General features: G+C 33.4%; 16 protein-coding genes, 2 tRNA genes and 1 pseudogene. 13 read left to right on the top strand and 6 right to left on the bottom strand.

Features of this window, described 5'->3' with window-relative positions:
- Positions 1–276 (bottom strand): cyclodeaminase/cyclohydrolase family protein (locus QXQ25_00105; protein MEM0160112.1); only part of this gene is annotated, 276 nt, incomplete at its 3' end.
- Position 277: 1 nt separating this feature from the next.
- Positions 278–1,177, bottom strand: a complete 900-nt coding sequence (ftcD, locus tag QXQ25_00100; GenBank protein MEM0160111.1) for a glutamate formimidoyltransferase — start codon at positions 1,175–1,177, stop codon at positions 278–280.
- A 204-nt stretch (positions 1,178–1,381) separates the two neighbouring features.
- On the opposite strand from ftcD, the gene QXQ25_00095 reads away from it, so the two are divergent.
- The 4 genes from QXQ25_00095 (at position 1,382) to QXQ25_00080 (ending at position 8,107) form a co-directional block, all read left to right on the top strand.
- Positions 1,382–3,064, top strand: a complete 1,683-nt coding sequence (locus QXQ25_00095; GenBank protein ID MEM0160110.1) for an SNF2-related protein — start codon at positions 1,382–1,384, stop codon at positions 3,062–3,064.
- On the top strand, positions 3,065–4,924 hold the full coding sequence (locus QXQ25_00090; GenBank protein MEM0160109.1) for a hypothetical protein: 1,860 nt from the start codon (positions 3,065–3,067) through the stop codon (positions 4,922–4,924). It abuts the gene before it with no gap.
- An 82-nt stretch (positions 4,925–5,006) separates the two neighbouring features.
- Positions 5,007–7,667, top strand: coding sequence for a S8 family serine peptidase (locus QXQ25_00085; protein ID MEM0160108.1), 2,661 nt, complete (start codon positions 5,007–5,009; stop codon positions 7,665–7,667).
- 23 nt (positions 7,668–7,690) lie between these two features.
- The gene (locus tag QXQ25_00080) at positions 7,691–8,107 is read left to right on the top strand and encodes an NfeD family protein (GenBank protein ID MEM0160107.1); all 417 of its coding nucleotides are present in this window, start codon (positions 7,691–7,693) and stop codon (positions 8,105–8,107) included.
- 61 nt (positions 8,108–8,168) lie between these two features.
- Here QXQ25_00080 and QXQ25_00075 read toward each other — a convergent pair.
- Both QXQ25_00075 and QXQ25_00070 read right to left on the bottom strand, forming a co-directional pair.
- Positions 8,169–8,242, bottom strand: a tRNA-Pro gene (locus QXQ25_00075).
- Between the two features lie 6 nt (positions 8,243–8,248).
- Positions 8,249–8,752 carry an Lrp/AsnC family transcriptional regulator gene (locus QXQ25_00070; GenBank protein ID MEM0160106.1) on the bottom strand — a complete coding sequence of 168 codons (504 nt, stop codon included), beginning with the start codon at positions 8,750–8,752 and terminating at the stop codon, positions 8,249–8,251.
- Positions 8,753–8,805: 53 nt separating this feature from the next.
- On the opposite strand from QXQ25_00070, the gene QXQ25_00065 reads away from it, so the two are divergent.
- The 4 genes and pseudogenes from QXQ25_00065 (at position 8,806) to QXQ25_00050 (ending at position 11,527) form a co-directional block, all read left to right on the top strand.
- Entirely contained in the window at positions 8,806–9,618 is an 813-nt protein-coding gene (locus tag QXQ25_00065) for an NAD+ synthase (protein MEM0160105.1), read from the top strand.
- Positions 9,619–9,659: 41 nt separating this feature from the next.
- Positions 9,660–9,733: transfer RNA gene (locus tag QXQ25_00060), tRNA-Val, on the top strand.
- Between the two features lie 991 nt (positions 9,734–10,724).
- Positions 10,725–11,083 (top strand): annotated as a pseudogene (locus QXQ25_00055) (ABC transporter ATP-binding protein).
- Complete coding sequence (locus QXQ25_00050; GenBank protein ID MEM0160104.1) at positions 11,069–11,527, top strand: AAA family ATPase; 459 nt, start codon at positions 11,069–11,071, stop codon at positions 11,525–11,527. Before QXQ25_00055 ends, QXQ25_00050 begins: the two are co-directional and overlap by 15 nt.
- A 113-nt stretch (positions 11,528–11,640) precedes the next feature.
- On the opposite strand, the gene QXQ25_00045 is transcribed toward QXQ25_00050, so the two are convergent.
- Both QXQ25_00045 and QXQ25_00040 read right to left on the bottom strand, forming a co-directional pair.
- Positions 11,641–13,335 carry a S24/S26 family peptidase gene (locus QXQ25_00045; protein MEM0160103.1) on the bottom strand — a complete coding sequence of 565 codons (1,695 nt, stop codon included), beginning with the start codon at positions 13,333–13,335 and terminating at the stop codon, positions 11,641–11,643.
- An 8-nt stretch (positions 13,336–13,343) separates the two neighbouring features.
- Positions 13,344–13,697: a hypothetical protein gene (locus QXQ25_00040; protein ID MEM0160102.1), complete on the bottom strand. Its 354-nt coding sequence runs from the start codon at positions 13,695–13,697 to the stop codon at positions 13,344–13,346.
- 362 nt (positions 13,698–14,059) lie between these two features.
- Here QXQ25_00040 and QXQ25_00035 point away from each other — a divergent pair, with 362 nt between their 5' ends.
- The 5 genes from QXQ25_00035 to QXQ25_00015 all read left to right on the top strand — a co-directional run.
- The gene (locus QXQ25_00035) at positions 14,060–14,587 is read left to right on the top strand and encodes an rRNA adenine N-6-methyltransferase family protein (GenBank protein ID MEM0160101.1); all 528 of its coding nucleotides are present in this window, start codon (positions 14,060–14,062) and stop codon (positions 14,585–14,587) included.
- Between the two features lie 2 nt (positions 14,588–14,589).
- The gene (locus QXQ25_00030; protein ID MEM0160100.1) at positions 14,590–15,744 is read left to right on the top strand and encodes an MFS transporter; all 1,155 of its coding nucleotides are present in this window, start codon (positions 14,590–14,592) and stop codon (positions 15,742–15,744) included.
- A gap of 41 nt (positions 15,745–15,785) precedes the next feature.
- Complete coding sequence (locus tag QXQ25_00025; GenBank protein MEM0160099.1) at positions 15,786–17,177, top strand: FAD-binding oxidoreductase; 1,392 nt, start codon at positions 15,786–15,788, stop codon at positions 17,175–17,177.
- Complete coding sequence (locus QXQ25_00020) at positions 17,174–18,433, top strand: (Fe-S)-binding protein (protein ID MEM0160098.1); 1,260 nt, start codon at positions 17,174–17,176, stop codon at positions 18,431–18,433. Before QXQ25_00025 ends, QXQ25_00020 begins: the two co-directional genes overlap by 4 nt.
- On the top strand, positions 18,414–18,639 hold a 226-nt coding region (locus QXQ25_00015), incomplete at its 3' end, for a hypothetical protein (GenBank protein MEM0160097.1). The genes QXQ25_00020 and QXQ25_00015, both read left to right, overlap by 20 nt.

Raw genomic sequence — 18,639 nt, 5'->3', positions numbered from 1 at the left:
TAGCTTATACGCTGCCATGATCATGTTGAACTCTTCCACATCACGATCCATTAACTGTGTTAAAAAGTCTCTAAGTGTAATTGCTTCTGTTACTATCTTTTTCATCTCTGGCTCCACTGCCAGATATTTTTTCTTGCCGATCGTAAGGTTTGCTACCATTGCTGTCAAAGATGCCGCAATACTTGCCACCAGTGCACTAGCAGCCCCTCCACCCGGCGCAGGGGAAGAGCTCGACAGATCCGCTAAAAATTCATTTATTCTCTGATCTACTATCATTTTATTCACTCCATAATTTTTTTTCTAGTACTTGTTCTATGCTGAAGTTTTCCAATTTTAGATAAAATTCCGAGACCTCTGCCAACGCTTCCAAAGGTACTAATCCTACTATCTCACAGCTTTTTACTAACACACCATATCTTTCTGCCTCTAGTTTAACAAGCTCGTAAACTCGGTATATTGGTGTTTCCTTAACATTAACCAAGTTCATAGAAACTTGTACCATCCCACGATCTTTTAGCTCAAACCCCAGCGCCTTGACATTTTTAAGACCGCCATCCTTCTCTCGAACGGACTTGGCTATCCTCTTTGCAATCTTTAAATCTGTGCTTGCAATATTAACATTAAAAGCAACAAGAAAGTCACGAGCACCAATGATTGAGGCCCCGGCACTGCCAACCTCAGAAGGTCCGTAATCAGGTTTCCATTTATCATCTTTAATGCTCTCTTTTAGTTGTTCAAATTGAAAATTCTTGTTTCTTATGTCTGCGAGGTTTCTACGTTCTTCTCTAAACGCAGCTTTTTCATACATATATACTGGTATATTCAACTCTTCCCCGACTCTCTTTCCAAGTTCTCTTGCTAATACTATACATTCTTCTGTAGTACTTTCTCCAAGTGGTATAAAAGGTATCACATCCGCAGCACCAAATCTTGGATGCTCTCCTTTATGATTATTTAAATCTATGAGCTCTTTCGCTTTTTTTATCCCTCTAAAACATGATTCTACCGCAAGCTCTTGCGGAGAAACTAATGTGATTACGCATCTATTATGATTGGGATCTGACTCTGTGTTTAATATTTTTATATCTTTAGAGAAAGCCATTGCACTCTTTATCTGTTCTATTTTATTTAAATCCCTGCCTTCGCTAAAGTTAGGAACTAACTCTACTATTTTCATAAGTTCCATGAATCGCTTAAAAAATATATATTTTTCCTGTGCTTATGTTACATTTTTTATTTATAAACTAATAGATTATAGTATTCAATACACTCATCCTTCCGCATTAAGATCATATGTTTAATCTCAAAATTATTCTATTATATCAAAAAACTAAGGAATTGAAAATTATTAATAATGCATTTTATCATTACCCCTCTTAAAATGGAATTGATTCAAAGCCTTGATGCAATCAAAAAAACTTTGCAAAACCCTGCAAAATATGAAAATTACCTTTTGTTTTTAAGATCTTTAGAGTATAATATAAGCAAAGACCTGATCTCTATAGAAAAAATAAAAGTTCGCTTATATCCACACCAAATTGATACGGCATATAAAGTCATAAATTTCTTGCAAAATAAAGCATTGCTTGCTGATGAGGTAGGATTGGGAAAGACTATAGAAGCAGGCATAGTCTTAAAAGAACTTATATTGAGAGGAGTGGCGGAAAACATTCTGATTCTTACACCTGCCTCTCTAACTTTACAATGGCAGGCTGAGCTTCAGTATAAATTTGATGAAGAGTTTAAAATTGTGAAAGACCTAGAAGACTGGAACAACCCTAAGTTAATAAGCTCGATAGATCTTGCAAAAAGACCGGAACATAAAATATATTCATTAAAAAAGAGCTGGGATCTCGTAATTGTGGATGAGGCACATAAACTTAAAAATCCAGAAACTCAAAACTACAAGCTTGTTGATTCTCTAAGCAAGAAAAATATTCTGTTCTTAACCGCCACACCTCTTGAAAATTCATTACTAGAGCTATATAATATCACAAATCTCATAAGACCGGGACTCTTTGGCACAATGAAAAGATTTAAAGATAATTTTATTGAAAAAGATGAACGTTCACTCAAAAACGTGAACGAACTTAAAAAATATCTTGAAACTGTAATGATCAGGAATAAGAGGTCAGATACTATTATAAACCTTCCCGATCGAAAAACTGAAAATATATTTATAGACCAGACAGATAAAGAGCATGAGCTCTATGCTGACGTAACACAATACGTAATAAATGGATACTGGAACAATTATGAAAGCTTTAAACTTATAAACTTGCAGAGAGCAGTTACAAGCTCAAGCTATGCTATAAAAAAATCGCTTTGGAACTATATAGATAAGAGCAATGACATTAATGAACGAAGAACACTTTTGAGCCTCTATTCTAAAGCTTCTTCAATTTCGGAAAATAGCAAAGGTAAGATCCTAAATGATGCCTTAGAGAAAGTAAATAGTAAAGTGTTAATTTTCACTGCTTTTTTAAGCACTCAAGACTATTTGTATGACTTACTTAGCCAGAAAGGGTTAAAGGTAATAAAATTTCATGGCACACTGAATAACATTGAAAAAAAGCAAGCACTGGAATCCTTTGAAAAGTATGGAGACGTTTTAATATCCACAGACGCCGGAAACGAGGGGTTGAATTTACAGTTTTGCAATATCATAGTAAACTATGATCTGCCATGGAATCCGATGATATTGGAACAGCGAATCGGAAGAATTCACAGAATCGGACAGACTAGAGAGGTACTAGTAATCAATATGGTCCTTAACAAATCGATAGAAGAGTATATATTTGAAATTTTAACAAAAAAGATAAAAGTGTTTGAGACTGTAGTAGGAGACATAGATCTTATATTAAGCAACATACAGAGCTCCAGGTCATTTGAAGAACGAATATTAGAGATTCTTGCAAGCTCTAAAGATGTATCGATGTTAACTAAAAATTTTAGGGATTTTGAGAAAGAAATAGAAAATGGTAGAGAATTATATGAAAAAATAAAAAGCTTTAATGAAGATGTGTTCAAAAACTTTGATCTTTCTAGCGTTAGGAGGGACTGAATGGTAGATAAGCGATTTTTAGAGGATTTTTATACTCTATATCCTGAATTTAAAGATTTAAATTTAGATGATAAAACAATGTTTTATAAGGCAATAAGTTATATTCGAGAGAATTTTAATGTTTCATTCACAAAGATTGATAATACCATTAATTTAAAATCTAAAAACTCAACATTTAAGATCTATGAGCTACAAAAAACTGAAAGATACATATTGCATATTATATTAAAGATTAGCTCTTTTAGCAGTGTAGGCGATGAACAGTATCATTCTTTTGTTTATGATCCATTTTCAGATCAAATTATGAATATAAATATTAAAAATTTGAAATTGCAAGACTCGCAAAAATTTGAGATCAAAGAGGATATTCTAAACATTGCCGTTTCTAAATTTTTGGAAAACAATAATCAGATCTTTGATAAGTATAATGAAAAAATTGATAGTGATACAGAGCATGAAAAAACAAAGATGATAGAGTACTTTGAAACCTTAGAAAAAGAGATTGAACAAGATGAGAAAAAGCTAGAATCTAAGATTTCAGAGCTTTCAGAAAAATTGAGAGATAGATTTGATCAGCAAGATGACGAAACATTTGTAAAATTTTATAAAGACCGTGAAAATCTGTATAAAAAATTAGCTGTGTTAAAAGATAAAAACAACAAAAAGAGGGAAGAGCTAGAGAATAAGAAGCAAAACATACTAACGAAACTGGACAAAAATTTAAAATTGAAGCTAGAAGTTTGTGGGCTATTAGTGATTAAATATGATATACAGAACTTGAACTTATTTATTGAAGAGCCCGGGTTCTCGAAATTTATTGTATATAATTCGCTAAAAGATGAACATGATCTAAATTGCAAATGTGGAAAAAATATAATGAGCTTTATAGTAACAAAAAAAGATGAAATCATATGTGAAGATTGTGCTATAAAATGCGATGAATGCGGCAATTATTTTTCAAGATTTGATAGCTACCATACTTGCAGCGTGTGCAACAAAAATCTATGTGAAGATTGCACGCATATATGTTTTGAATGTGGCGGATATTTTTGCAAGGATCACATATACAAATGTGAAGTTTGCAATAAGCCAATTTGCGAGAATTGCAAGCATACATGCTCTATTTGTGGCATAGATCTATGCAAAGAGCATACTCACAGATGCGCAATATGTGATCGAGAAGTATGCAAAGAACATTCTGGGAAATGCAGTATATGTGGCAGAGAAGCGTGTTCTGAAGATCTGGTATATTGCAATTTGTGTGGCAGAAAAGTATGCAAAGATCATGCCAGAATAGATTCGCTGGACAATAAATACTATTGCATAGATGACATTGAAGAGTGCTCTTATTGTGGTAAATACTACTCAAAATCACATATTCAGCATTGTAAAGAGTGCGGGATTGCTATGTGCGAAAATGATTCACAACATTGCGAAGTTTGCAATGCACCTTTATGCAATGATCATGTTTACCACTGTGAGGTTTGCGGAAAAAACTTATGCAATGCCCATACATTTAAATGTGATACCTGCCAGAAAACACTGTGCAATGAGCATATTGAAAAATGCGCTATTTGCGGAAAAATTGAGTGCACAGATCACGTTTATACATGCAGAATGTGTGGCGAAAAGGTGTGCAAAGATCATATACACAATCAGATTTGCGATACTTGCATGAACCGAAAAGAAATTAAAGAAGATTTTATAGTCTTTGAGATCTTGAAAAAATATAATCTGCCAAAAAGAGGAAAATGGTCAAAAAATGAAAATAAGGAAAACATATTTTATTATAATGAAAATAGAGAACTTTCAGTATTTAAGCTTGTAAAAAACAGTGGCGAAATTGTAAGAGTTTCTTAAAGTAAGTTTAAAATTATTTTTTTGTTCTTTGCGTTAATATTTGTAAATATATAAATAGATGATCCGTTTTTATCCCATAAGCATGCGCAAATTTGTAAGTATCTTGATAGTGTTTATACTATTATTCGTAGCTTCTACTGCTTTATTTAGCAATAATGTAAATGCTGAGACCAGCTATTACAAAGTAACCACTTTCAATAATATAAATAATACTGGAATGGCAGAACCTTTCAATGGAAAAATATATATTATGCTTTACTTGAACAATACCACCTCTTCAACTATCAAAAACCTGGAATCATATATAAAATATTACAGCATCGATTACAGTATCTCTAAAAACCTTAAAACGATGTTTCTGTCCGGTAACAGTTTCGATTTTGAAAAATTATTTAATGATAAAGTATATAAATATTACAGTAATGGTTATTCTTATTATTCTTTTACTACTCCCTATTTACCGGCCCAATTTCAAAATTCTATATACTGGATCTCAGGTTTAAACAATTTTACTAAAGTAGACACAAACATATATACTGCATCAAATGTGATTTCCGGGCCATATGATCCACAAGAGCTTCAGTATGCTTACGATGTTGCCCCGTTTATAAAGACTGGCGATGAGGGACAGGGCAATACTATCGCTATAATAGACGCTTATGGAGATCCAACTCTGAGCAGTGATCTTGCATCCTATTCTAAAAATTTTGGACTGCCACCTGTTAATTATACAATTATATATCCTTTCGGAAAGCCTAACATCACCAAACAAGGATGGCAGGTAGAAACTGCAATAGATGTTGAATGTGCTTTTTCTATGGCGCCAAAAGCTCACTTTCTGATCGTGATAACTCCTGATGACTCTGGAACTCTCGAAGAGGCTGTGTCATATGTCATTGATAATGATCTTGCAAATATAATATCTATAAGTTGGGGGGCCACAGAATCCAGCTATTACGATCCTGGATTCCACACTGCTTTTGAACAGGCTGCCGCTGAAAATATTACGGTAGTTGCAGCTTCTGGAGACAATGGCTCTGGCAGTGGCGTTGAATATCCTGCCTCGGATCCAAACGTTACATCCGTAGGTGCCACTGCACTTTATATGAATCAACTTAACTTAAATAGCTATTCTATTTACTCTTACGATTACGAAAACGCATGGGATAAAAGTGGCGGAGGATTTAGCACGATATTTACTGCCCCGATATGGCAACGCGCACTGGGATTTAACAGTACAATGCGTGGAGTGCCGGATATCTCGTTTGTTGGAGATCCTTCCACCGGCGTAGAAGGATTTGTAAATGGCACTATAGAAACCGTTGGTGGCACAAGTGTAAGTACTCCATTATTTGCCGGAATGGTCGCAGATCTGAATCAATATTATCATCACCCGCTCGGTTTTATCAATCCTTATCTCTATTCTGCTTACAACTACAATAACTCAAACCACTATTTTCATGAGATTACTAATGGATCAAACGGGGCTTATACCGCTAGAGAGGGTTGGAATCCTGTTACTGGTTTAGGTTCTCTAGATCTTTATAATACAGTTATAAACATAAAAAACCTGAATTTTGAGGTTGGCTCTAAAAGCATAATTGCAAATAACCAGGGAATCGAAGCAGAGATCAGAACTGAGTACTCAGCTACCTCTGCAAATATAACCGATTATTTCTGGATTGGTGAAAATATATCAAATGTAGGATTTGTAAAATTTGGATACTTTTTAAATAATGAAACCTCTGGATTGTTTGTAAAGATCTATAATTATACAACGGCTATATTTAACTATGCCTTCCCTTCAAACCTCGGTAACAATAATTTTTTAAATACATACACAATCTTGTTCAATTCACAAACTCTGAGCTTTTATTTTAATAGTGCCCTAATACTGAATCTATCATATACGTCAATCAATGACAATGGTTACTCTGGCCAAACTATCTATTATGCAGTAGCAGAGTCAAAAAATGCACTTTCCACATATTCGCCGTTAGGTCCCGTAGAATTCAAATCTTTTATGTTTCTAGAAAATGGTAGTTGGAACATTTTAAATTATGGAACTGTTTTTAAATATTCTACTAAAGATCTTTATTCTGCATATTCTGCATTAGAGATTCCATACACAAACGATGATTTTATAGCCGGGCTCATATATCAAAATAACAACCAAAGCCAGATATTATGGCCTTATAGTCAAAACTATACTAAAAGTATGCCATTAATTATCAAGAATAATGACCTGACACTTTATAATGGTGTTTATCCGGGAACAGGGACTAAGACTGATCCATATCGGATAATAGGTTATTATTTTTCAAGCAATTCAATAGATTTAAGATTGATAAACGTAACTGAATATGTGATTATCTCGCATAACATATTCAAAGGATCCTTATTGGCATTGTACATTAAAGACTCTAAAAATATCATTATAGAGAATAATACATTCAGCAACAATGATCTTGCAATTTTATTGCGTAGCTCACAGATTCCGATCATGTCAAATAATAGCTTTGATGGAAATAGTGTTATACTATTAAGCTTACTATCTAGTGTAACTTTAAAAAATAATATTCAGAATTCAAATATTATAAATTATATTTTTATATTTTCCAATTTTGCAGGTATCTCCATATTTCAATTGTTTACTCCCTTCTCAATTTTGCTTATTGTAGTTTTGATCTTATTTATAGTTTCGATTTTCATATTTTATAGAAAAAAGAGAGATAATTTTTAATATTATGTGCGTTCTTAAAGTTAATGATGGAAAATAAAAAAAATAAAATAGGATTATTTTCTTTGCTGCGATGGAGCCCCGGCAGTATCGTCCTTTTTCTCATAATGACTATAATTAATATATTCATAATAGTTGAATATATTAGATACAGGTTTATTTCACTGGCTGTTATCTTGATATTCTCGATAGGAATCGAGATCTTCTATATTATTATCAGAAGAGCTGAAATAATCACCCCTTCTGAACCAATAAATAAGAACTATGAAAATGCTGTTGGAATTGCAATGACAGATATATATCCAAAAAAAAGCGGAGTTATAAAGATAAATAATGAAACATGGTCTGCATATTCAGAGGATACTATTAAAAAAAATGAAAAAGTAATTGTTATAAAAAAAGATGGGCTCTATATGATTGTAAAAAGATTGGTAAAAAGATAAAAATTTTTATATTATCAAGTTTAATTATTTTTATAAAAATAATTAGAAACAAAACATTAGATGGGGTTGCCCGGATTTGAACCGGGGTCTCAGGCTCCCAAAGCCCGTAGGATGGCCAAGCTACCCCACAACCCCAAAAAGTTAAATATTTATCTGTTCCTCTTTTAATTTGTTCAATATAAAGAATGTGCTTGTTCTTTCAATTTCTTCAAGATTATTTATCTTCTCTATCGTATCTTTAAGCTCATCTTTACTTTTTGCGACAATAGTTACGAAAAAATCCATCTCTCCTAATGTAGAGTAAACAGATTCAATACCATTTATTGCAGCTAATTTATTGGCAATATCTTCTATTGATGCTTGCTTGAACTTTATGTTAATACAGCATAATGCAGAGATGTCATAGCCAAGTTTCTTGTTGTCCAGAACTATTGAAAATTTTTTGATTATTCCCCTTTTTATTAATCTATTGATTCTGTAATATATCGTGGATTTTGAAAGTCCCAATGCCTTGCTCATTTCCTCTAATGGTTTTTTAGAATCGTCTTTTAATATGCGGATTATATCCATATCTGTCTTGTCTATTTTTTCATTATCAGTTTTTTCTTTCATGTTCTTCGCTTGATAATAGGATATTACAATCATTTATAAAAAATTAATTAATTTTTTAGCTTTTTAGTTAAATAATAGAAAAATATATGATTAATATTGAGATATCTTTAAGCATGATTGAGATTATTCTGCCATCATATGCATATGAGACAATATTAACGTTCATAAGTGACTTTGCAAATAATAAGAAAGTAGTTGTGGGATTAAGTGGTGGGATTGACAGTGCTGTTGTAGCTGCTCTTTGCAGTAGGGCAATAGGATCCAAGTCAGTACTTGGAGTATATATGCCTGATTCAAACTCAAAAGATTATAGTGACGTGAAATTGCTGAAAGATCTCTTGGGCATTGAACTAAAGACTATTAACATCGATGAAATACTTGATACTTATGAAAAATTGATTGGTAAACTAGATAAATTTGTTTCTGGAAACCTGAAAACAAGAATTCGTATGAGCATATTATATTCATTAGCAAACAAAGAAAATAGATTGGTGGCGGGCACAAGCAACAAAAGTGAGATTTTAACGGGTTATTTTACAAAATTTGGAGATGGTGCTGCAGATTTTTATCCTATTGCGGATCTTTATAAAACTCAGGTAAGAGAAATGGCAAAAAACTTGGATATTCCAGAATCTATAATAGATAAAATACCTACTGCAGGATTATGGAAAGGTCAGACTGACGAAAAAGAGCTTGGAATAGAGTATAAAGATCTGGATATTATACTTTATGAATTTGAACTGGGCCACAATGCAGAAGAAATTGCTGATCTTACAGGATATGATATAGAAAAAATAAAGAATGTAGAAGAGAGAATTCAAAACTCAAAGCACAAAAGAATAATATTTTATGTACCAAAAGTAGGGATAAGAACGGTAGGAATAGATTGGAGAGAATAATACAAAATTTTATATTAATAGATCTATTATCACACTATCAAGGGCTCGTGGTCTAGTTGGTTATGACGTCACCCTGACACGGTGGAGGTCACCGGTTCGAACCCGGTCGAGCCCATTAAAAATTTTAATGATACTTTATTAAAAAGAAAACTTGATTTATGATGTTTAAATTAAATACGAAAATATGATAAAAAATTCATACAAAAAAATTAAATTTGAAAAAATACTAACTAATATACTTATTGACAAAATTTAGGTAAAAATAGAAATGTATATTTTACTTTTATATGGAAATTAAAAACAATATTCATAAAAGGACATTTAGATAAAAAATTAAATAAAATTATAAATTCAGTCATTGATCTTTTTTATTACATTTTGGGTAAGAGGTAAAAAAAGACAACTTTTTAGACATTACCCTGATTATTGATAACATCGATCTACAATGGTTTCTAAAGGCTTTAAAATGTGATTTTATATATTAAAAACTTATTATGTTGATGCTTTAAATATTGTATAATCTAAAGAATTAATATCACATCCCTAGAAAATGTTCATAATGGATCATAGAAGAAATTTCGAGACAGAATATTCTACTAATTAAAGATCGCTACCTGATATGAGGGAAGAGATTCATAAAAAAAATTTACAAATTTTTTTAAAAACTAGAATTTCTGAGCCTTCTGAAAATGATGTAAAACTATATAGGTAAAAATAATGATCTTTGCATTTTGGTATAAACAAAAATAAATTGATAAAATGGATCTTGTAGGCATATCAAATAAAGAGTTCCAGAATATATAGAAAATAAGCAAAGAGCCCACTTTAAAAAAATGATAAAAAAGGTCTATTTATTATAGAACTACCAAATTATATTGAAAAATCTAATGAATTTATTGCTAAATTTTATAATAAAAATTTTATTGTGAAATTATCATTCTAAGGACTTTATTGCGATCACGTAATATTTATAAGAAAAATAGTTTCTTAATTAATGGCAAAAATATAATATATTAGACATAATATCGTTGATTTAATTCAGAAAAAAAGGTGTGATAATGACAAAAATGATCGATGTTCATAATCTCACTAAAAAATTTTGAGATATTAGAGTTGATGATCTTACGTTCTATGTAGAAAAGGGAGAGGTTTTTGGTCTGCTTGGTCCGAATGGAGCCGGTAAAACCACAACAGTAAGATCGCTTTCTTGTCTGCTATCTCCCACAAGCGGGTCTGCAACGGTAGGAGATTATGATATTACAAATAAAAACGATGCAATGAAAATAAAAAAAATGATCGGATTAGTTCCTGATAATGTAGGTCTTTATGAGACGCTTAGTGCATATGAGAACCTTGAGTTCTTTGGAAAGATGTATGAAACTCCTAAACAGCTTATAAAGGAGAACATAGAGAAATATTTAAAAATGCTATCGGCACTTTTTCCAAAGGAATGAAACAAAAGGTCGCTCTTGCGAGAACATTGATTCATGATCCAGAAGTGCTTTTACTGGACGAACCCACTGCAAACCTTGATCCTGAGGCTGTCAAGGCCATCCGAGATATTATACTTGATCTCAAGAAAGAAAATAGTACAATTCTTCTTAACACGCATAATCTGGATGAAGCTCAGTGTATATGTAATAGAATTGGAGTATTAAAAACAAAGCTGATAGCGACTGATACACCGCAGAATCTTGAGCGAGCTTTATCTGGAAGGCAGACCGTCATTCTGCTAGAAGAGGTAACTGATAAGATACTAAGTGCAGTAAAAGCAGCAAATCCTAAGAATGTTGAAAAAGACGGAAACAGATTAATAATTGAGATTAACAATCCTGAGAAAGAGACGCCTACTATGACAAACGCAATTGTTTCTGTGGGGAAAAAGATCAAATTTGTGCCATGGGATTAGCAATGCTCGGATATATACGTATTCCACATGTGAAAGTAAGCATTGCCGTTTAAGCTGGATGGCAAAACTTAAGGACGTGTTAAGGCGTTTAACAAGGATAGAGTAGTTCACTGCTATACCAAAAAAACAAAAACCGTAAATAATATAGCAATTACAATCGAAACAATAGCACGGTTTTTAACGCTTTTGAGAAAAAAGTAACTATCAGTGCCTGCATCCATTTTTCTCAACACATTCAAAATTTGCTCCCGTTTTGATTGGACAATATCAAAGATAGATTTATCGGAACTAATGTTCTCAAGCAAAATTGTATCATCTACCTTTGCCATAATCTTTGCAACTACAATTCCCTCCCAGTACCAAATGGGAATTTTTCTATCCGGTTTCGGCTCGTTATCACCTTTTGTCACCAGATATTGGCCATTTATACCAATAAGTCTATGAGCTACGTATCTACCAGTTAGTACTGGCGGAGCGTATTTCATAGGAATTCGTAAAAATAAAATTTCGCCAATTTTCAATCTTGAAGATGCTGTAGTATTCTCTACTATAACCACATCACCATCCTTAATGGTTGGGTACATGCTCTTACCCCATGCCCTAAAAATAAATAATTGCGAATCAATTTTATTTACGGAAGAAGTTGTAAATATCTCGTGCAACCCGAGTGCAGAAAAAATCACAGTAAAGGAAGAAAAGAAAACTAAGAATGCAGTAATTGACACTTGTAACGAATTAGACCAATAAAAAGAGTGCCCTGCCGTTATGTTGAAAAGCAAAAGAAAGGAAGGAAAAAAGTAATATAAAAATGCCAGTGGATTAATAATACCATATTTGTAGACTCGGAATAATATTATTATGGATGCCCCCGAAAACACAAAATCCAGTACATACAGCAAATAATACCAATTGGGAGGATATATCATATTTCCGCTAGCATCAAGCAACACATAATATTCAATGTCCCAAGCAAATAGAAATAAGACCAAGGAAATGCCAATTCCTACAATAACTTTGGGAATGTTAACGGAATAATACTTCTTGAATTCATTTTGTGAAGTGAATGTTCCAAAAAAATAATAATAAATCAAGGAAAACAACGTTATTCCAGTTCCACTAGCTAAAGCAATTGACAATAATTCAAGGATACCATAAGGCAAGATCATATTAGCAGTGCCATTAAGCAGTGATCCTACAATTATGCTAATTAAAACACCACTATTATAGTAAATCAAACCAAAGCTAACAATATAAAATGGAATGGCACCCGCTATTGTCCCAGCTAATATGATAAGATTATGAATTATGATATAGAAAGATAGGTGGGTGAGAATGGTTGGATTGAGATGAATTCCAGGAAAAAATGTATAAATGCCACTGGTAATTATCCCAGATTGACAGTATAAAAACAAAGATAAAAGTGCATAAACCAGATATATAGAGATGGAAAATAAGAATCCTCTCAAGAACTGATCAAAAAAGGTCTGTTCCATACCCGCAAATGTTCTTTTGAAGTTGAAATTTTTCTTGTTCTCTATATAAAGTGCAATAACTCTTCCAAAGAGAGTGATATCCAAGACAGTATTGAATATTAAGCTAGTATTACTTTTCTTAGCTGCTATAGGATATTTAAGGTTATATAACAGTAATGCGCAGAAGAATATAATCAATATAGAAAATGAGGCGAAAACTGCTAATGGTAAAAAGATTTTAGTTAATAAATTAGTGAGCACAATTGATAGGAATAATAAGAAATAATACCGCAATAGAAAAAATGGGGTGTAAATTATTTTATCATCAAATTTCATAATGATATCTAGGCAATTGCGCCAATTTCAGCAGCGAGAATAATCCATCCCCAAAAGCCCAAGAAAGAAATTATTATTCTCTCTATTATCGCATTAAGGGCACCAGTTCCAATCGCAGCAGCTACCGATGGCGATGTTAAAATGGCGATTGTAGCGGCAGTGGGAACACCCAAAGCTTCAATAGCTATTGTAGCCTGTTGGAATGATAGGTGTCCCGTGAAATACAGGACCACGATAGCATCGCTAGAACCGATCTTGAAGAACTCCAATAGAAGTAGAGCCAAGGCCGTGAGTATTAGAATTCCTGCAAGATAAATCAATTTTGTGCTTATACGCGGTTTATAAAAATTAAGAGTTTCCAATTTTTTCCCTCCTTAAATATGCATCTCTAATAATTATATAAATTTTATGATAATAGCTCTAACTGAAATCAAAAAAATCTATTCAAAATTGTAAAAATAGGCAGTTTCCTAGATCATTTTTTTATTTTTATTAATTAGTTAGGATATTATAATCTATTGTATTCGATTATTAAATATAATCAAATATCTCCCGGTCCATTTGAGTTATAAATTTATGATTTTAAGTTTTTTTCTTATGGATTAAATATGCTATTTTGTAACTTTAAGTCGCATAATTTACAAAATTAAGTTAAAAATGCAAAAACTATAAATACAATGAATTAATTACTTACCTATAACTAAATTACATATTGGCGAAAAACATGATTCATGGAAACAGAAAGCACGGAGCAAGAATGAGAGATTCGGCATATAATATAGATGAGATTGTAGCATTTCTTGGGATAAACCGAGGAGATAAGGTATTGGATCTTGGTGCAGGAGATGGGTTTTTTTCCAAAGAATTTAAAAAGATCACAGACAATGTTACTGCACTGGACATAGATGATGAATATTTTAATGAACTTGAAAAATTGGGAATAAAAACTATAAAAGAGGATATTTGCAACTATGATGAAGACCATTACGACCTGATATTTATAGCAAATGTTTATCATGGTATAAGAAACATGTGCAAAGAAAAACTTCTTGAAAATCTTAATACAATGGCGAAGAAATATGTTGCGGTTGTTGACTTCAATCCTGAAAGAACTATGTTTGGACCTCCAAGCAGCATAAGAATATCAAAAGAGAAAATTATAGAAGAGTTTCAACAACATGGTTTTAAATTGGTAAAAGAAAAAGATCTAAAATATCATTATCTTCTTATATTCGATAGAAATCATGCTTGAAAATGGACAAGAATATACTGATTATAATAGCGGGTAGAGTTCCGCTGAGCTTTAGCTACGGCTTCCTTAACGTACTGCTTAGCCTTTACCTCTTATCAATTGGGTATAATTATTTAGCTATAGGTATCATTATTGGAGTTGCAATAATAATCAGTGCTTTGCTTTCGTTCTTTATTGCCATGCTGGCAGACCACTATGGCAGAAAATTCGTACTAATTATTCTTTTCATTTTATTCTTTCTCTCCTCAATCCTGTTTTTACAGACTAAAAATATATACTCACTTGCATTGTTGTCTGGCATTGGTGGATTCACTGGATCTGGTGGTGGTCCTATAGGGTCTGGTGGCCCTTTTGGCGCAATTCAAACTGCCATGATTACGGAATTTACAGACCGCAAAAGTTTTTCCAGCGTATTGTCTATAGCATCCGCTTTAGGCATGCTTGCAAGCGTTGTAGGTGCATTCTTTATAGAAGTATTTGAATTATTGTCAATAAACGTATACCTGCTTTTTTATGTAGCTTCAATATTTGGGCTGGTAGGTGGGATAATAACGTTTGCAGTTAAAGACAACAAGATGAGAAGCAAACACTTACTGCCTCACCTATCCTGGAAAAACATAATAAAGCTCACTATACCAACAATGCCCGGGGGGATTGGCAGTGGATTGATTACGCCTATTTTTTCAATGTGGTTTCATATTAAATTCAATCTAACAAGTGGGCAGATTGGATTGATTTTCGGCGCTGCAAATCTCTTTACAATATTTATGATGTTGCTATTGCCAAAGATCACTTCGAAAGAATCAGAGTTGAAAACTATAATCAGTACTAGAGTAATTGGTTCTTTTGCGCTCATACTGATAGCAATCACTCCTTTCTTATGGCTCTCAATAATACTTTTCATGCTCAGAAACGGGTTTCAGATGGGTGCTGTTCCAATAAGGCAATCTTTTGCGATGGGCATAGTTGATGATACAGAGAGAGCAACAACTTCTGGTGCAACATCGATGGCAAGAACTGGTTTTTCTTCAATATCTCCTCCCTTGTCAGGATCTATAATAGCCTCGAGTTTAGCATATCCTCCATTATTTGGAGGTGTTATATCACTTTTCGACCCCATTTTTTATTATATTTTATTTAAAAGGTATTGGAAATGATCTGGTTAAATATTAAATACTAAATTTGCCTATTGGTAAATATGGACATTATTTCAAGCTTAAAAACGATCGTTGGTTCTCATGTCTTATATTCTAAAGAGGATTTGATTCCTTATCAAAATGATGCTTCTGTTTTCGAGGGTATCAGCCCTAAAGCTGTAGTCCTGCCAAAAAGCACAGAAGAAGTATCCAAGATATTGAAGTTCTGTTATGAAAACAATATTGAAGTTGTGACCAGAGGTGGTGGCACATCTCTTACAGGTTCATCAATTCTTATTTCCGAAGGAATCATGATCAGCATGGAGCGATTTGATAAAATATTAGACACAAAAATTGAAGATCGCTATGTCATTGTTGAATCAGGTGTGAGAATTGACAACTTAAATGAGCATCTGGCACAATACAACCATTTTTATCCACCCGATCCAGCCAGCTCAATTGCAGCCACGGTTGGTGGTACAATTGCCACTAATGCTGGAGGTTTGAGAGCGGCAATGTATGGAGCTACGAAAGAGTGGGTTCTTGGCCTTGAGGTAGTACTGCCAACTGGAAAAATAGTGCAGTTTGGTGGCAAGACCCTAAAACGTTCGTTAGGCTATGACCTTACTGCCATGATGATTGGCAGCGAGGGTACTCTTGGGATCATAACTAAAGCGATATTAAAAATAGTGCCGATACCAGAGCGCACGGGCAGAATACTTACTTATTTCAGAGAGATTGAAACTGCGGGGCAAGCAATATCTGAGCTGAAAAAGAACAGTATTACACCTTTGATTGCAGAGTTTATGGATAGATATTCCATGAATTCTATCACCAAGGTAAAAAACATGAGCTTTCCAGAAGCGGCAAACTATATGTTGATCATAGATATTGCATCCACTAAAGAATCGATATCAGGCAAGCTTGAAGAGGCTTCAAAAATTCTTGGGCAGTTTAATCCAATAGACATTAAGATTACTACCGATCCTGTTGAAATGGATAAAATATACCAAGCGAGGAAAGGATTATACTCTTCTCAGCTTCAGGTACGTGATAATGTTGATGAGTCAGTTATCATAGGAGATATTGTGGTTCCAACTTCAGAGCTTCCACAGACTTTGAAGGAACTGAACGAAAAAATTAGAGATTACGGAATGAAAGTAGTGCTATTTGGGCACATTGGCGACGGTAACATCCATCCCAACATATTTGCTAGAATGAAAGATCCCGCGCAGTTTAAAAATGTTGAGAATCTGATGCTGGAATTTGGAAAAATTGCGATCAGGCATGGTGGTAGCGTATCTTCCGAACATGGGATAGGGCTTGAAAAGAGAGCGATGTTGATTGAAGAGTTCAAAAGTAAGGATAGCATAGAGAACCTTGAACTTATGAAAAACATAAAAAAGATCTTTGATCCAAAAAACCTGTTAAACAGGGGGAAAATATTTGAATGACCACGCTTGTTAGCTTGCTCGGAGAAGAAGCGGGCAAGTGTATTAATTGTGGTTTCTGTGAAAGTGTTTGCCCGACACTGCCATCTTCTGATTATAGGGCTATATATGGTGCTAGGGGTAGAGTAGCACTAGGGAAGAAAGTCTTTGATGATATCTTGAAAAATAAAAAAACAGCATTGTCTATCTCTGATTCTTTTTATTCGTGCTTAGACTGTTATGCCTGCTTTCAAGTATGCCCTGCAGGTGTTAATGCAGGAAAAGTGAGCAGTATAATGAGGCAGCTCATTACTTCTCAGCAATTTACTGTAGTCAATCAGGAAAAAAGCGTGGCAAAGATGATCGTATCTGCTACCTTAAAATATAACAGTCCTATAGCTTTAAAATCTGATGTTTTATGGACCAAAGATATATCTTTCAATTATGAATCTGATACCTTGCTTTACACGGGAACGATGTACCAACTAATGCCGAACAGCAAGGCTCTTTCATCTCTAAAACAGAAATTTGGAGATTCCATGACTGAAATATTTGCAAAGTTTATCGTTAAAATGCCATCACTTTTAAAGCTATCAGCAGGCATTTATGACAGAAAACTGAGAGATAAAATGGACTCTTATTTGCATGATATTGCATTACTGTTAACAGAGGCAGGAATACAGTTTACGTATCTTGGCTCTGAAGAGCCTTATCCAGGCACATTTTTGCATGATCTTGGATATGTTAAAGAATTTAAACAGTATGCATTAAAAGTAACTGAGCTTTTTAGATCCCACAAGATTAAAAAGATCATAACTGTTGACCCACATACCTACGAGCTTTTAAAATACGTTTATCCTGAATATGTTCAGGATTTTGATTTTGAAGTATATCACTATCTGGATTTTATAAAAAATTTAAATTTTGAAAAAGATGATTCTCATATCACATATCATGAGCCATGTCATTTCGTGCTTCGAAATGTTGAATATAACGTTCCAAAAGAAATACTGAAAAATATAGGTAATTTAAAGATGCCTGCAAGAAACGGAAAAAGCAATATGTGCTGTGGCGGCCCTGACGAGATGATCTACTCCTCCCTTTCAGAATCAGTGTCTAATGCAAGATTTTTAGAATTAAAAGGTACTGAGGCCAAAAAAATAATCACTGCATGCCCGATCTGCTATATCAATCTTGCAAAGGATGAGTCTGTAATAGACATTGCTGGATATCTCAAAGAAAGATTAAAAAGTGTTGAAAATGAAGCTTTTGATAGATGAAAAAGGTAATTTGTTGTTCGTTACCAAAGCTTTGCGAGTGTTTGCTTATTCTTACATCAGCATTATATTACCACTCTATCTTTTAAGATCTGGATACTCTGCATTTTTTGTGGGCATTGTGGTTACAGTTGCTATATTAAGCAGTGTGTTTTACAATATTCTAATAAGTAAATATGCTGACTCTTTCGGTAGAGGCAGAAGCCTTA

It is taken from the genome of Thermoplasmata archaeon, from assembly GCA_038729465.1.
In the GTDB taxonomy this organism is placed as follows: Archaea; Thermoplasmatota; Thermoplasmata; order Thermoplasmatales; family ARK-15; genus JAVRLB01.
The sequence above is the reverse complement of the archived record's forward strand: the minus strand, read 5'-3'. Positions and strand labels throughout refer to the sequence as shown.

Excerpts from the sequence above, each read along its gene's own strand:
- QXQ25_00080 (MEM0160107.1), top strand. The coding sequence starts at position 7,691 with ATGATGGAAAATAAAAAAAATAAAATAGGATTATTTTCTTTGCTGCGA.
- QXQ25_00050 (MEM0160104.1), top strand. The coding sequence starts at position 11,069 with ATGAAACAAAAGGTCGCTCTTGCGAGAACATTGATTCATGATCCAGAA.
- QXQ25_00030 (MEM0160100.1), top strand. The coding sequence starts at position 14,590 with ATGGACAAGAATATACTGATTATAATAGCGGGTAGAGTTCCGCTGAGC.
- ftcD (MEM0160111.1), bottom strand. The coding sequence starts at position 1,177 with ATGAAAATAGTAGAGTTAGTTCCTAACTTTAGCGAAGGCAGGGATTTA.
- QXQ25_00095 (MEM0160110.1), top strand. The coding sequence starts at position 1,382 with ATGGAATTGATTCAAAGCCTTGATGCAATCAAAAAAACTTTGCAAAAC.
- QXQ25_00045 (MEM0160103.1), bottom strand. The coding sequence starts at position 13,335 with ATGAAATTTGATGATAAAATAATTTACACCCCATTTTTTCTATTGCGG.
- QXQ25_00020 (MEM0160098.1), top strand. The coding sequence starts at position 17,174 with ATGACCACGCTTGTTAGCTTGCTCGGAGAAGAAGCGGGCAAGTGTATT.
- QXQ25_00065 (MEM0160105.1), top strand. The coding sequence starts at position 8,806 with ATGATTAATATTGAGATATCTTTAAGCATGATTGAGATTATTCTGCCA.
- QXQ25_00025 (MEM0160099.1), top strand. The coding sequence starts at position 15,786 with ATGGACATTATTTCAAGCTTAAAAACGATCGTTGGTTCTCATGTCTTA.
- QXQ25_00070 (MEM0160106.1), bottom strand. The coding sequence starts at position 8,752 with ATGATTGTAATATCCTATTATCAAGCGAAGAACATGAAAGAAAAAACT.
- QXQ25_00085 (MEM0160108.1), top strand. The coding sequence starts at position 5,007 with ATGCGCAAATTTGTAAGTATCTTGATAGTGTTTATACTATTATTCGTA.
- QXQ25_00090 (MEM0160109.1), top strand. The coding sequence starts at position 3,065 with ATGGTAGATAAGCGATTTTTAGAGGATTTTTATACTCTATATCCTGAA.
- QXQ25_00035 (MEM0160101.1), top strand. The coding sequence starts at position 14,060 with ATGATTCATGGAAACAGAAAGCACGGAGCAAGAATGAGAGATTCGGCA.